The organism is Orenia marismortui DSM 5156, from assembly GCF_000379025.1.
GTDB classification, from domain to species: domain Bacteria; phylum Bacillota; class Halanaerobiia; order Halobacteroidales; family Halobacteroidaceae; genus Orenia; species Orenia marismortui.
Genome location: NZ_KB900623.1, coordinates 205402 through 220195 on the forward strand (window position 1 = coordinate 205402; position 14794 = coordinate 220195).

12 protein-coding genes are annotated in these 14794 nt (G+C 32.0%); all 12 read left to right on the forward strand.

Translation table 11 applies throughout. From position 1 onward, the window contains the following. Nucleotides 1–9 precede the first annotated feature (9 nt). The 12 genes from OREMA_RS0114695 to OREMA_RS17920 all read left to right on the forward strand — a co-directional run bounded on the left by OREMA_RS0114695 (nucleotide 10) and on the right by OREMA_RS17920 (nucleotide 14747). Complete coding sequence (locus tag OREMA_RS0114695) at nucleotides 10–441, forward strand: stage V sporulation protein AB (RefSeq protein ID WP_018250007.1); 432 nt, start codon at nucleotides 10–12, stop codon at nucleotides 439–441. A 365-nt stretch (nucleotides 442–806) separates the two neighbouring features. Then, on the forward strand, nucleotides 807–1253 hold the full coding sequence (gene spoVAC / locus OREMA_RS0114700) for a stage V sporulation protein AC (protein ID WP_018250008.1): 447 nt from the start codon (nucleotides 807–809) through the stop codon (nucleotides 1251–1253). 13 nt (nucleotides 1254–1266) lie between these two features. Then, complete coding sequence (gene spoVAD / locus OREMA_RS17915) at nucleotides 1267–2370, forward strand: stage V sporulation protein AD (protein ID WP_018250009.1); 1104 nt, start codon at nucleotides 1267–1269, stop codon at nucleotides 2368–2370. A gap of 3 nt (nucleotides 2371–2373) precedes the next feature. Then, nucleotides 2374–2724, forward strand: coding sequence for a stage V sporulation protein AE (gene spoVAE / locus OREMA_RS0114710; protein WP_018250010.1), 351 nt, complete (start codon nucleotides 2374–2376; stop codon nucleotides 2722–2724). A 45-nt stretch (nucleotides 2725–2769) separates the two neighbouring features. Then, nucleotides 2770–3357 carry a stage V sporulation protein AE gene (locus tag OREMA_RS0114715; protein WP_018250011.1) on the forward strand — a complete coding sequence of 196 codons (588 nt, stop codon included), beginning with the start codon at nucleotides 2770–2772 and terminating at the stop codon, nucleotides 3355–3357. Beyond that, nucleotides 3332–4801, forward strand: a complete 1470-nt coding sequence (locus OREMA_RS0114720) for a spore germination protein (RefSeq protein WP_018250012.1) — start codon at nucleotides 3332–3334, stop codon at nucleotides 4799–4801. Before OREMA_RS0114715 ends, OREMA_RS0114720 begins: the two co-directional genes overlap by 26 nt. 26 nt (nucleotides 4802–4827) lie before the next feature. Further along, nucleotides 4828–5748, forward strand: coding sequence for an acyl-CoA dehydratase activase-related protein (locus tag OREMA_RS0114725; RefSeq protein WP_018250013.1), 921 nt, complete (start codon nucleotides 4828–4830; stop codon nucleotides 5746–5748). Then, the gene (locus OREMA_RS0114730; protein WP_018250014.1) at nucleotides 5749–6846 is read left to right on the forward strand and encodes an acyl-CoA dehydratase activase-related protein; all 1098 of its coding nucleotides are present in this window, start codon (nucleotides 5749–5751) and stop codon (nucleotides 6844–6846) included. Next, a complete protein-coding gene (locus OREMA_RS0114735) occupies nucleotides 6843–7793 on the forward strand; it encodes an acyl-CoA dehydratase activase (RefSeq protein ID WP_018250015.1) in 951 nt (316 codons plus the stop codon). The genes OREMA_RS0114730 and OREMA_RS0114735 overlap by 4 nt, the downstream gene beginning before the upstream one ends. Before the next feature lie 248 nt (nucleotides 7794–8041). Continuing rightward, nucleotides 8042–10333: a TolC family protein gene (locus OREMA_RS0114740; protein ID WP_018250016.1), complete on the forward strand. Its 2292-nt coding sequence runs from the start codon at nucleotides 8042–8044 to the stop codon at nucleotides 10331–10333. A gap of 18 nt (nucleotides 10334–10351) precedes the next feature. After that, nucleotides 10352–11578 (forward strand): efflux RND transporter periplasmic adaptor subunit, encoded by a 1227-nt coding sequence (locus OREMA_RS0114745; RefSeq protein ID WP_018250017.1) that lies wholly within the window; start codon nucleotides 10352–10354, stop codon nucleotides 11576–11578. A 16-nt stretch (nucleotides 11579–11594) separates the two neighbouring features. Next, nucleotides 11595–14747, forward strand: coding sequence for an efflux RND transporter permease subunit (locus OREMA_RS17920; protein ID WP_018250018.1), 3153 nt, complete (start codon nucleotides 11595–11597; stop codon nucleotides 14745–14747). Nucleotides 14748–14794: the final 47 nt, after the last annotated feature.

Below are 14794 nucleotides of genomic sequence, written 5' to 3' on the forward strand. Positions count from 1 at the left end.
GGGGATTAGATGAAGGGGCTTATCTTACTTTTAATTGGGTTTTCAGAGGGATTGATAGTTGGAATAGCCTTAGTTGCCTTTTTAATGGTTTTAGATGTTATTCCTCGTCTAATACACCTTAGCAGATCAAAAAAATATAGTAGACTATATCAGATATCTATAATTTTAGGAGCTGTAGTTGGGACAATTATTGATTTTTTTAATTTGAATTTACCACAGCTTTTTTTTATTAATAAGCTATTAGTTATAATTCTAGGGCTAATATTTGGAATCTTTGTAGGGTTGATAGCAGCTGCTTTAACAGAGACCTTAAAGGTTCTACCTATTTTAAGTAAAAGGTTAGGTTTGAAAGATGAAATGGATAAATTACTGTTTATCATTATATTAGGTAAAGTAATTGGATCTTTAATTTATTGGTTCTTTCCAAAATTATGGTCCTAATAACTTTAATTGCTAGCTATTGATTAATATCGAATAGTAAAGAAGAATATTTAATTTGAAAATATAGATTGAAATAATTTTTTACATTTTAAAAGTGAAGCTTAATGGATAGATTGAGAGATTTTTCGGTGATAGGGGTTGGAGGTTATTAAGGTCTTCCTACCTCCTAAGTCCTAACGCCTAACTCCTGAGCTGTCGTAATCTATATATATTTAATTTTGATTTGTGATATCTGAGTCTAACAATCTTTTGATTTTATTCAATATTAATTTCTATAAATAGTGTGAGTATATCTTATATGAAAGCAATTACCTTAAGCAATGTAGAATATTAAAATTTTTTCTAGCAGTTATGGAGGGAATTAAATGGGAACAATAGATAAAACACCAGATGAATATCAAAAATTGATAAAAAAACATCAGCCTACAGATTCAAAGTTGAAGAACTTCTTTTTGGCTTATTTAATTGGGGGATTAATCTGTTTATTTGGGCAAATAGTCATCAATTATTTCACGAGTAAAGGTATATCTCTTAATGATGCTGGATCTTATACAACTATTCTTTTAATATTTATTGGTGGATTATTAACTGGATTAGGGGTTTATGATGAAATAGCGCAGTTTGCAGGGGCGGGAACTATTGTTCCAATTACAGGTTTTGCTAATGCTATTGTTTCACCAGCTATGGAGTATAAACAAGAAGGATATATTTTAGGATTGGGAGCACAGATATATTCGATAGCAGGACCTGTTTTAACATATGGGATGTTATCAGCATTCTTAATTGGTGTTATAAAATTATTAATAGTTTAGAGGTGTAGATATAATGGAAAAACAAGGAAGTCAGACGATAAAATTTAATAATCCTCCTCAAATTATTTCTGCTGCATCTATTGTTGGAGATAAAGAGAGCAAAGGTCCTTTAGGGGAATACTTTGATGAGATAATTAGTGATGGCTACAATAACCAGAAGACTTGGGAACAAGCACAGATAAAAATGGTAGAAGATGTTATAAATAATGTGCTAAAGAAGGTAAAGTTATCTGAAGATCAGATTGATTGCTTATTAGGAGGAGATTTATTAGATGAGACTATAGCTTCTAATTTTGCTGCCCGTAAATTTCCAGTTCCATTTTTAGGTTTATTTGGTGCTTGTTCTACGATGATTGAAGCTATGGCTATTGCTGCGATGATGATAGATGGTGGAGCTGCTAATAAAGTGATTAGTTTTACTTCTAGCCATTATCAAGCTACAGAAAGACAATTTAGAACACCTAATGAATATGGAGATAAATATCCACCTTATAAGCAACTAACTGTAACAGGTGCAGGGGCTACAATTTTAAGTAATCAGCCTGGAGGGGTGCAAGTAAGAGAAGCAACTTTAGGTAAAATAGTAGATTTAGGAGTAAAAGATCCAAATGATATGGGTTCAGCTATGGCACCTGCAGCTGCTGATACTATTTTGCAGCATCTGAAGGATACTAATCGTAGCCCTAAAGAGTATGACTTAATTGTAACTGGTGATTTGGGCAAAGTAGGTAAATCATTAACCTTGGAGTTATTATCTGAACAAGGATGTGATATTACTAAGAATTATGATGATTGTGGGGTAATGATTTACAACTCTAATCAAAAAGTAGGGGCTGGAGGAAGTGGATGTGGTTGTTCAGCTGTTGTAGTAGCTTCTTATTTATTACCTGAGTTAATGCATGGGAATTTTAATCGAATATTAGTTTTAGGAACAGGAGCATTATTAAATCCATTGACCTATTTGCAAGGAGAAAGTATTCCTTGTATTGCTCATGCAGTAACTTTGGAGGGAACTGGTCACCTAAGTGAAGGAATTGGCCGCCCAAGTATTAGAGATAATTTAGCTACAAAGATTGAAGTCCCAAGAATAGAAGATCTAACTGGAAGTGAGGGATAGAAAATGAACTTATTAATGGCTTTTTTAGTTGGAGGATTTATTTGTGGACTTGGTCAGTTATTTTTAGATTTTACAAATTATACTCCAGCCCATTTATTGGTATTGATGATTGTTATGGGATCTATATTAACTGGTTTAGGGTTATATCAACCTTTAGTTGATATAGGAGGGGCAGGAGTAACTGTACCAGTTATGAATTTTGGAAATATTTTAACTAAGGGAGTATTAACTGAGACAGACCGAGGCGGATTTTTAGGTTTATTCGCTGGAGTTTTAGAAGTAGGTAGTACAGGAGTAAGTGCCTCGATAATTATTGGTTTCTTAATGGCAGCTATTTTTAGACCTAAAGAATAGTGTATATTAATTTTAAAAATCCCAATAATAAGGAGAGAACATATATTGCAGAAAAAAAGAGTAATAATTGTTAGTGATGGTGATAAGACTGCCCAAAAAGCAGTAGAAGAAGCAAGTCAAAATTTGGGTTTAAGAGTAATTTCAAAATCTGGAGGTAATCCAACACCTTGTTCTGGTAAGGAATTAATAGAGATGATTCAAGAGTGCCCTGCTGATCCAATTGTTTTAATGGTAGATGATGAAGGAAATTTTGGTTATGGTAAGGGTGAAAGGGCTATGGAAAGAATAATAAAATCAGAGAAAGTTGATGTTTTAGGAATAGTGGCAGTTGCATCTAATGCTAAAGATGTTGAAGGTGTAAAGCCAGAGATTTCAGTAACTAGAGATGGAAAATTAGTCTCTGGACCAGTCAATAAAGGAGGAGAATTAGAAGCTAAGGGGCATCATATTTTAGAAGGTGATACAGTTGATATAGTTAACAACTTTGATGGAATAGTAATCGGAATAGGAGATATAGGTAAGATGTCTGGTAAGGATTATTTTGAAATTGGAGCTCCTATTACAACAAAAGCGTTAGAAGAGGTATTAAAGAGGAGTGGAGTAAAGAATGGACAAGAAAAAGAAGATCAGTAAGGAGTTAGGTGAAAATCTACAGGTTATTAAAGACATAGTAGATGGTCCTAAGACCTTTGATTTTATTAATCGAGATTTTAAGATAGGGGGCAAAGATGCTAGTTTAATATTTATTGATAGTATGATTAAAGGTGGTCTTTATAATCGTTTGTTAGAATATTTAATGGAAATAAAGAGAGAAGACTTAAGTGTTGATGTAATAAAGAAGATACTAGAAAGTAAGTTGCCATGGGTTGAGGTATCTACTGTAGACAATGTTAATGACTTAATGAATGAGGTTCTAGCTGGTCCTCAAGCATTATTAATTGATGGGGCAGATCAAGCAATTATTATTGATGGTAGGACTTGGATGTCTCGTGGTCCTGCAGAACCTGAGTTAGAAAAATCAACTCGTGGTCCAGAGGATGGTTTTATAGAGACTATGCTCTTTAATCTACAAATGATTAGAAGAAGGATTCGTGATCCCAAATTGCGGGCTGAAGCTTTGAGGGCTGGAAAGAGGTCACAAAATGATATTGCTGTAGTTTATATTGAAGATATTGCTGATCCAGAACTAGTAAAAGATGTGAAGGATAAAATTAAAGATATAGATGTAGATGGTCTGCCCTTAGCTGATAGAACTGTAGAAGATTTCTTAACTCGTAATACTTGGAATCCATTACCGACAGTTAGATACAGTAATCGTCCAGATGTGATCACTTCTAGTATTTTAGAAGGGAAGGTTTGTGTTATAGTTGATAATTCCCCAACAGCTTTAATTCTACCTGCTACTTTTTTTGACCATACACAGAATATCGAGGAATATCGTCAATCACCACTTCCTGGGACTTATTTAACTTTACTTCGCTTTGCTGCTGTTTTATTGTCTTTAATATTACCTCCATTATGGTTAGTTTTAGCTTATGGACCAGAATGGTTACCTAAAAGTTTAGACTTTATAGGAGTTAGAGAGATGGGAAAAATTCCAATAGGGATTCAATTTATTTTAGCTAGTTTTGGTATTGATTTAGTAAGGATGGCATCGATACAAACTCCCAGTTCTTTGGCAACGTCTTTAGGTTTAATTGGTGCTTTAATGTTAGGAGAATTTGCAGTTAAGGTAGGAGTATTTAGTACAGAAACGATTCTTTATATGGCTATAGCTGGAATCAGTAATTTTACTATACCTGGTTTTGAATTTGCTTTAACAATCAAGATTTTACGTTTAGGACTAATAGTTTTAGTAATCTATTTTAAATTGGCAGGATTGATTGGGGGGATAATATTAATCTTCTTATTATTTGCTATGAGCAATTCTTTTGGAACCCCATATTTGTGGCCTTTAATTCCATTTAATGCCAAAGCCTTGAAGAGTTATCTGATTAGGCAATCTATTTTGAACTTAAGTGATAGAAGGCCTAATATACGTCGAAGTAAAGATGCTGATCGTTTATCAGATGAATAATAGATTTTAATGTAGGGAGTGATTTGGTGAAAACAAAGATAGGTATACCACAAGCTTTGTTGTATCATAGATATTATCCTGCATGGAATAGATTTTTTAAAGAGTTAGACTGCGAAATTGTAAATTCTAAAGAATCTACTAAGAATACAGTAGATGCTGGAATAAGGTTAGCTGTAGATGAGGCTTGTTTGCCTGTTAAATTATTTCTAGGTCATGTACATTATTTGAAGGATAAGGTTGATTATTTATTTATTCCAAGAATTGTTAGCATAAACTCTAAAGAGTATTTATGTCCTAAGTTCATGGGCTTACCTGATATGGTTAAGTATAATATTTCAAATTTACCACCAATAATAGATACAACGATAAATTTGAGAAATAATAGGCTTAACTTAATTAAAGCAGCTAGAGAAGTTGGTGATATATTAGGTAAGAATTTTTGGCAAGTTAATTTAGCTCTTTGGAAAGCATGGAAAGAGTTAAAAGCTTATCGATGTCAGATCAGATCTAGAGTTAATGATAACTCCAAATATAAAATTGGAGTACTAGGCCATGAATATATTATTTATGATAAACATATTAGTATGAATTTGATTAATAAATTAAAGGATATGGGAGTAGAAGTAATAACTGCTGAAATGTTATCAGAGTCTTGTTTGAAAGATGGAACTTCTAATTTATCCAAAGATTTATTCTGGACTTTGAGTAAAAATATGATGGGAGCTGCTTATCATTTTTTCGATCGGAATGATATAGATGGTATTATTCAATTGACTGCTTTTGGATGTGGTCCAGATTCATTAATTGGAGAGATGATTGAAAGAGAAGCAAAACGAAGAAAGAAACAACCTTTTATGACTCTTAATTTGGATGAGCATACAGGTGAAGCTGGATTAGTTACTAGATTAGAAGCTTTTGTAGATATGATACAATGGGAGGGGGTATAGATGAAGGTTACTTTTCCTCATATGGGAACAATGTCAATTCCAGTGAAAACATTATTAACAGAATTAGGATTAGATGTTATTGTTCCTCCAGCCATTACCAAAAAAACTTTAGATTTAGGTGTAAAATATTCTCCTGAATTCGCTTGCTTACCTCTGAAATTAAATATTGGAAACTATATAGAATCCCTGGAAAAAGGTGCTGATACTATTATCATGGGTGGTGGTGTTGGTCCTTGTCGTTTTGGATATTATGGTGAGGTACAAAAGGATATATTAAATGATCTAGGTTATAATTTTAATATGATAATATTTGAGCCTATTCAAGGGCACTGGAAAGAGTTTTATAAGAGTTTGAAAATGTTACTAGGAAATATTTCTATAATGAAAATCAAAACAGCTTGGGAACGGGCTTGGGTAAAGGCTAAGGCTGTGGATCATATTAATAGATTAACTAATCAACTTAGACCTTATTTAGTTAATAGAAAAGAGGCAACAAAGCTTTACAATCAGGGATTAACTATGATTGATAATGCTAATAATATTGATGAGACTAGAAAAGTTACAGATAAGATAGAAAATAGATTGAATTCTCTAGAACAGGTTCAAGGTTATACTCCTTTAAAAGTAGGGCTAGTTGGAGAGATCTATGTCTTATTAGAACCTTTCACTAATTTACATATAGAGGAGAAGTTAGGAGAATTGGGTGTTTTAGTTGATAAATCGGTCTATTTAACAGATTGGATAGAAGAACATCTATATATATCAATTTTTAGAAAGGATAAGAATCGTCGTAGAATTGCGAAACTAGCTAAACCATATTTGAATTATTTTGTAGGAGGACATGGAGTAGAATCAGTAGGAGAAGCAGTATTATACTCTCAAAAAAATTTTGATGGAGTTGTTCATTTAGGTCCTTTTACTTGTATGCCTGAGATTATTGCACAAAGTATTTTGCCTACTGTAAGTAAAGATTTAGATATACCTATATTATCTTTGAGTGTAGATGAGCACACAGGGGAAGCAGGCTATATTACTAGGTTAGAAGCTTTTGTTGATCTATTATCTCGTAAAGATAAAAAGAAGGAGAAGATAATATGAAAGAAGGCTATATGGGAATAGATGTAGGTTCAGTTAGTACTAATATTGCGATTATTGATCAAGATAGAAAGGTATTAGAGAAATTGTATATTAGAACTGAAGGACAGCCAATTAGAGCTATTCAAGAAGGATTGATGAGAATAAAAGATTCAATAGATATAGAAATTCTAGGGGTAGGTACTACAGGAAGTGCTAGAAATTTAGCTGGAGTTATTGTAGGAGCAGATATAACTAAAAATGAGATAACTGCTCATGCAGTGGCTGCTTCAACAGTTGTACCTGAAGTTCAAACTGTACTAGAAATTGGAGGGCAAGATTCAAAAATAATAATTTTAAGAGATGGAGTTGTAGTTGATTTTGCTATGAATACAGTCTGTGCAGCTGGAACAGGTTCTTTTTTAGATCAACAGGCAAGCCGCTTAAATATACCTATCCATGAATTTGGTAAAATTGCTTTAAAGGCTAATAATCCTGTAAGGATAGCAGGTCGCTGCTCTGTTTTCGCAGAATCTGATATGATACATAAGCAACAATTAGGGCATAATTTAGAAGATATAATAGCCGGACTTTGTCAAGCTTTAGTAAGGAATTATCTTAATAATGTAGGTAAAGGTAAAGAAATTCTGGGTCCAGTTGTCTTTCAAGGTGGGGTAGCAGCTAACAAAGGGATTAAAGAATCTTTTGAAAGTGAATTAGGATTAAAGGTGATTGTCCCTGAATATCATGATGTTATGGGAGCAATTGGCTCAGCAGTTTTAGCTTATGAAGCAGTCAAAGAGAAGGGGAAAAGCAATTTTAAAGGATTTGATACATCTGATTTTAATTATCATGTATCTAGCTTTGAGTGTGAAGGATGTCCAAATCATTGTGAGATTATCAATATTCATCAAGAAGATGAGGTTATTGCTCGTTGGGGATCAAAATGCCCTAAGTGGGAAGCTGTATAAATATAATGTGTCTTGTATTTTTCAAAATGATTTCTAGATTATAAATTTCTTGACAATGGTACTATAATTATTTATAATATAAAACAACAGAACTGACTAGTCAGTTCTGTTGTTTTGATTAATTTTCTAGTTTGAAGTATATCTTCTATAACTTATATAAGACTGTAAGGGGTGAGATAATAGTGATATAGTTGAATTTTAATAAAGAAGATAACTAATAATTAAGATAAAATGGAGGTGCTCTTTTGATGAGAAAAAATATAGTATTAAGTCTAGTATTTTGCATGTTATTTAGCTTAATAATATCAAATTTAGCTTATGCAGAAGAAAGTTATCAATCTGAGTTTGATAAAGTAAATATTGGTATAATTTATGAAGGCAATGATAAATTTAATTTAAAATTAAAAAAGAGGATTGAAAAGGAGGTATTAGAATTATTATCTGATAAATATCAAGTTGAATTCAGTGAGTTTAGAGCTGATGATTTAGCAGTTCATAATATAGTAATGGATAAGTTATTGGCTAATCAGGAGATAGATGTTATTATCACAGCAGGAATTTTGGGTTCTTACTCTGCCATAAGTAGAGATAATTTTAGCAAAGCAGTTATAGCTCCTTTTATAATTGATGATGATACTGTCAATTTTAGTATCAAAGAAGATAAGAGTGGAGTTGAAAATTTAAATTTTATAACTGTTAATTCTTTTTTGAAAAGGGATATTAAGTTTTTTAAGAGATTAACTAATTTTGATAAGATGACTTTTATAACTCCTAAGAATCTTATTATGGGAAATGAAAAAATAGTGGAGCTATTAAATCAAGAAGCAAAAGAAAATAATATAAAGGTAGATTACATATATACAAACAATTCAAAAAAAGATATTATAAAAGAATTAGATAAGGTTGAAGTAGCTTATATTTTCCCACTTATATCAGAGGATAAAGGATCTTTGCTACTTGCTGAATTGAATCAACGAAAAATTCCTACCTTTACATTAGCAGATATTATGAGGTATAAAGAAGGATTTTTAGCAGGATATTCTCATAATAAAGAAATAAATGCAAGGGCAAGAGCTGCAGCACTTAATCTAGAACTGATCTTGGCAGGAGAAGAAGCTGCTGATTTACCGATTTATATTGATAAAAGTGATGAGGAATTTGTTATCAATATGAAAGTGGCACATGAGATAGGATTTTTACCTGACTGGGATATTTTAGAGACTGCTAAGTTAATTAATCAGGATAATTCAGTCAAAGAAGAATTAACTTTACAAGAATCGATAGAAACTGCTCTTGATAATAATTTAGATTTACAAGCAGCAGAAAAAGATTTAGACATAGCTCAAGATAATTTAAAACAAGCTAGCAACAAAAGAAAGCCGAAATTTGATTTAAATACTACCTATGCTCAGGTAGATGAAACTAGAGCAGGAAAAGGAATTGCATCAGAACAGAAGTTAACTGGTGGGCTAAAGCTTGAACAAGTCTTATTTAGTGAAGATCTAAATGCTAATATAGATATCAAGGGAGATTTATACAAACAAAGTAAAGTAGAGTTAAAGAAGAAGAAATTAGATTTGATTTTAGATACTATTAATTCTTATATTCAAACATTAAAGGTAAGGGCAGATATGAGGTTACAGGAAGAGAATATTCAATTAATTAAAGATAATCTAAATATAGCCAAAACTAAAAATGAAATTGGGGTTTCAGGACCTGCTGATATATATAGATGGGAAAGTCAACAGTCAGTAGGGTTAATGAACTTATCACAAGCAGAAAGTCAATTAAGGATGGTTAAGGATAATCTAAAAAGAACTTTAAACCTACCTTTAACAGAGGATATTGAACTAACAGAAATAGATCAACAGAACCTATTCCAAGAATTGTATAAAGAATTTAAAATTGATAATTCCTGGGAATTAGAAAATTTAAGTGAGAAACTGGTTAAAGAAAGTATTCAAAATTCACCAGAGGTAGAAAGTATAGATTATTTAATCAAAGTCAAAGAGAGAGAATATCAAATGAAGAAAAGAAGATATTACCTACCTCAAATAGGATTATCTGCACAATATGATACTTATTTAGAAGAATGGGGTATAGATGGTCCAAGTGGGGCAGATGCTCATGGTGAAGATGAGTGGAGTATTGGTATTCAAGCCTCTTTTCCATTATATGATGGTGGTAACAAGAAGGTAGAACTTTCTAAGGTTAAAAAAGAGATTCAACAGTTAAAAACAACTAAAAAATCTTTGGTAGATAAATTATCACAAAATCTTAGAAATAAACTAACAGTTGTTAATACAGAGTATAGAAAGAATAAATATGCTAAGGATGCAGTGGATACAGCATATAAAAATTTAGAGTTGGTTAAAGATGCTTATTCTAAAGGTCTTGTGTCAGTTGCTGAACTTTTGGATGCTCAATCAGCAGTAATAAATGCTAAGAGGCAAGAGTTTGTAACCAAATATAATTTCTTGAATTCAGTAGCTGAGGTACAAAGAGCACTTGGAAATTTTGATATTATTGATATTAACTAGTTTTAAAGGAGGAAGAAGATGAAAAAAATAAAAGCTTTATTAATATTATTAACATTAGCTGTTTTATCCTTGATAATAGCAGGATGTGGCAATAGTGTAGCAAAGGAAGCAGCAGTTAAGAAGGTTATCAGGCCCGTTGAGTATCAGAAAGTAGAATTAAAGAAGGTGGACTTCACTTACGGTTATTCTGGAACTTTAGAGCCAAATGTAAGTATTAATGTTAGTTTTAGGATACCAGGGAAGATAGAAAATATATTTGTAGAGGTTGGTAATAAAGTAGATGAGGGTCAATTATTAGCTGAGTTAGATAAGACCGATTATAAATTACAAGTAAAAGCAATGGAGTCTAACATAAGTCAAGCTAAAGCTGGAGTAAGTAGTTCCTTGGCAAAGGTTTCACAAGTAGAATCTGCGATAGCTAGTGTAGAAGCACAGTATAGTGAAGCAACTAGTAGCTTTAATAGAATTAAAAGATTATATCAAAATAATAATGTATCTAAAGCAGATTATGATAAAGCTAAAGCTGCCAAAGAATCTGTTGAAGCAAAATTAAAACAGGTTAAAGCTCAATTAGCAGAAGCTAAAGAAGGTGTGGAAAATGCTAGAGCAAGAGTTGATTCCTATCAAAGTCAATTGGAATTAGCTAAATTAAAGTTAAGCTATACTGAGCTAAAGGCACCTATGTCAGGAACTATTGTCAAGAAAGATTATGAACCAAATGAGAATATAAGTGCAGGTAGGCCTGTATTTACACTTGATGGTAATGGTGGATTTGAGGTAAAGGTATTTGTTGATGAGAACTTAATCTCCAAGATAGAGGAAGGTCAGCAAGTAGCAATAGAAGTTTTAGCTCTTAATAAAAGTAATTTGCAAGGAAGAGTAGATGAGATCGGAAGGCAAATTAAGGGTTATAAAGGAAACTATCCACTAACTATAAGAATCACTAAAGGTCTAAAAGAACTAAGAGCTGGAATGACAGCAAAGGTTTATTTTAGTTTTTCAGAGGATAAAAACAAATTGATTTTACCAGTATCAGCAGTAATTGCTAATGATGAAGGTAATTTTGTATATACATTAAGCAAATTTTCTGATGGATATGCAAAAGTAAAGAAAGTTAGAGTAGAGACAGGAAAACTTAACTCTAAAGGTATAGAAATTTTAAATGGATTAAAGATAGGAGAACTTGTAGTAACTAAAGGTGCAACTCAAATAGTAGACAATCAAGAAGTTCGATTACTAAACTAGAAGGGAGGGCAAATAAATGGGATTTACTGAATTAGCAATTAAGAAGAAGTATGTAACTTTTACTCTAATAGCCTTATTGATTATAGGTGGAGTTGGAGCTTATTTTAATCTGCCAAAATCTGAAAATCCAGGTTTTATTGTTAAAACAGCTACGATAATAACTTATATGCCAGGAGCAAGTCCTGATAAAATTGAAAATTTAATTTCTGATAAAATTGAGGAAGCAGTCAAGGAAATACCAGAATTAGATTATGTAGAAAGTACAAATAAAACCGGTTTTTCTTTAGTAAAAGTAAATATAGAGTCACAATATAAAGATTTGAGACCAATCTGGGATAGCATGAGAAGAAAGGTTAATGCAATTAAATCTCAATTACCATCAAATAGCATAGGGCCTATTATTAATGATGAGTATGGAGATGTTTTTGGAACTATAATCGGAATTACTGGAGAAGATTATAGCTATGCTGAGCTTGAAGATATGGTTGAAGATATGCGTGATGAACTCTTAACTATAGATGAGGTTGCTAAAGTAGATATAGTTGGACAGCAAGACAAGAGAATTTTCATAGAATATGATAATGATAAGTTATCTGAGATGAATCTTTCTCCATATCAGTTACAACAGATGTTAGCAGGAAGAAATATTATATTATCAGGGGGGAATATAGAATTAGGATCAGAAAGGATTCCTCTAGAGCCAACAGGTGATTATAATGATGTAGAAGAGATTAAAAATACTTTAATTTCACTTCCTGATGGTAATATGATTTATCTAAAAGATATAGCAGATGTTAGAGAAGGATATATAGATCCAGCTCGTGCTAAGATGAGAGTAGATAATAAGCCAGCTTTAGGATTGGCTATCTCTATGAAAGATGGAGGTCAAATTACTAAATTAGGAAAGAAGGTTCAAGACAAGGTAGAGTATTTCAAGACTCAGTATCCAATAGGTGTAAATTTTGATTTTATCTCTTTACAATCAAAATTAGTTGAAAAGAAGGTAAGTAGTTTTACTGCAAACTTAATTCAAAGTACCTTAACAGTTATAGCTGTATTACTAATATTTTTAGGATTAAAAGAAGGAGTTTTAGTATCTACCTTAGTTCCGGTAGTAATTGCTATTACCTTTCTTTTGATGTCAATCTTTGGAATAGGAATAGATACAATCTCCTTAGCAGCTTTAATAATATCTTTAGGAATGTTAGTTGATAACTCTGTTGTTATGGCAGAATCAATTATAGCTAAATTAGAAGAGGGAATGGGTAAATTAGAAGCAGCTATTTCTTCAGCTAAGGAGTTAAAGGTTCCATTATTAGTAGCTTCTTTAGTAACTTGTGCTGCATTCTCTCCAATTGGATTTGCTCAATCTAATGTAGGAGAGTTTGCTGGTGGAATCTTTAAGGTAGTAGCCTTAGCTTTAATGACATCTTGGGTATTATCTTTGACTATGGTTCCTTTGTTTGCCGTCTTATTTTTGAAGATTGATAAGAAAGAAGAGGCATATAATGGGAGAATATATAAAGGTCATGGTAAATTACTATTAAGTCTAATGAAGCATAAAGTGTTATTTGTAATCTTAATGATCTTCATAGTATTTTTAGGAGTTAAAGGAATGGGCTTAGTGCCTAAAGTATTTATGCCTAAAGATAAGAAGACTGTGATGACCTTTGAAGTTAAGATGCCTAAAGGGACTTCAATTAGAAGAACAGAAATGGTTGCCAGAAATATAGATGAGTATATAGAAGATAAATTAAAAGTAAAGCCAGAACAAGAAGAAGTAAGCTTCTTTAAACAGCTATTATCTGGTGGAACTACAGTAAAATATAAAGATGAGGGAATATTAAATTGGGGAACTTTTATAGGAGAAGGTGCTCCAAGATTTACCTTAGCTTATAGTGCTGAATTAAATAGCCCTGAATATATTTACTATTTAATTAACACAACTTCTGTAGAGGTAATTAAAGATTTAATTCCTAAATTAGAAGGATATACTATTAATAAATTTCCTGATAGCGAAGTTAAAGCTCAAGAATTAGAGATCATGCCTGTGGGAAAACCAATTCAAATTAGAGTCTCTGGTAGGGAAATGGATAAGCTTTATGATATAGTTCATTCTGTCAAAGATAAGCTTAGAACAATTGATGGAGTTGAAGACATTAGTGATGATTGGGGATTGAAAACTAAGAAACTAACTATAAATATAAATCAAGATCGACTAGAAAAAGCTGGTCTAAGTAATAGAGATGTAGCAATTTCTTTGCAAACAGTCTTAGATGGTATTCAGTTAACAGAATATAGAAAAGATAATGATATAATACCAGTATTATTAAGAGATAAGCAGAGTAAAAATATTGATATCTCTACTTTAGAGACTACTAAAGTTTATTCTCAAAGAACAGGAAAATCTGTTTCACTAAAACAGATAGCAGAAATCAAGAATTTATGGGAGCCTTCTATGATTTATAGAAGGGATGGTATTAGAACGATTACTGTCAAAGCAGATACGAAGGAAGGTTATACAGCAGCAGAAATTAATAATCAATTAAAACCATGGCTTGATCAGGAGAAATCAAGTTGGGGAAGAGGATATAACTATGCTTTTGGTGGAGAATATGAAAGTTCTACAGAAGCTAATGAATCTATTGGAGCACAGCTACCTATAACTGGATTAGTTATCTTGTTATTGCTTGTTATTCAATTTAATTCTTATAAGAAACCATTGACAATTATATTAATAGTACCACTTACAATTATTGGAGTAGCTATTGGTTTGCTAGTTACTGGAAAAGCTTTTGGATTTATGGAAATATTAGGGCTTATATCTTTGGTGGGAATAATTATTAATAATTCGATTGTACTCATTGATAGAATTGGTATAGAATTAGATGAATTTAATAGAAGTCCACAAGATGCTATTTTAGAAGCTGCTAAAAGAAGATTACGTCCAATCTTCTTGACTAGTGCAACAACTATTTGTGGTTTATTACCACTTTGGTTTAGTGGTGATGCACTATTTGGTGGAATGGCGGTATCTTTAATCTTTGGATTAGCCTTTGGGTTATTAATAACTCTTGTAGCAGTTCCTGTAGTTTATTCTATAGTTTTTAATATTAATTATAAGAACTATGAGTATAAGATTGATGATAATATCTCTATAGAGGGATAAATAAATCAGAAAAGAGACCTAGCTAGGTCTCTTTTCTAACATGGGGG

Coding starts and splice junctions, on each gene's coding strand:
- spoVAE (WP_018250010.1), top strand. CDS start 2,374: ATGAACTTATTAATGGCTTTTTTAGTTGGAGGATTTATTTGTGGACTT.
- OREMA_RS0114730 (WP_018250014.1), top strand. CDS start 5,749: ATGAAGGTTACTTTTCCTCATATGGGAACAATGTCAATTCCAGTGAAA.
- spoVAC (WP_018250008.1), top strand. CDS start 807: ATGGGAACAATAGATAAAACACCAGATGAATATCAAAAATTGATAAAA.
- OREMA_RS0114720 (WP_018250012.1), top strand. CDS start 3,332: ATGGACAAGAAAAAGAAGATCAGTAAGGAGTTAGGTGAAAATCTACAG.
- spoVAD (WP_018250009.1), top strand. CDS start 1,267: ATGGAAAAACAAGGAAGTCAGACGATAAAATTTAATAATCCTCCTCAA.
- OREMA_RS0114745 (WP_018250017.1), top strand. CDS start 10,352: ATGAAAAAAATAAAAGCTTTATTAATATTATTAACATTAGCTGTTTTA.
- OREMA_RS17920 (WP_018250018.1), top strand. CDS start 11,595: ATGGGATTTACTGAATTAGCAATTAAGAAGAAGTATGTAACTTTTACT.
- OREMA_RS0114695 (WP_018250007.1), top strand. CDS start 10: ATGAAGGGGCTTATCTTACTTTTAATTGGGTTTTCAGAGGGATTGATA.
- OREMA_RS0114735 (WP_018250015.1), top strand. CDS start 6,843: ATGAAAGAAGGCTATATGGGAATAGATGTAGGTTCAGTTAGTACTAAT.
- OREMA_RS0114740 (WP_018250016.1), top strand. CDS start 8,042: ATGAGAAAAAATATAGTATTAAGTCTAGTATTTTGCATGTTATTTAGC.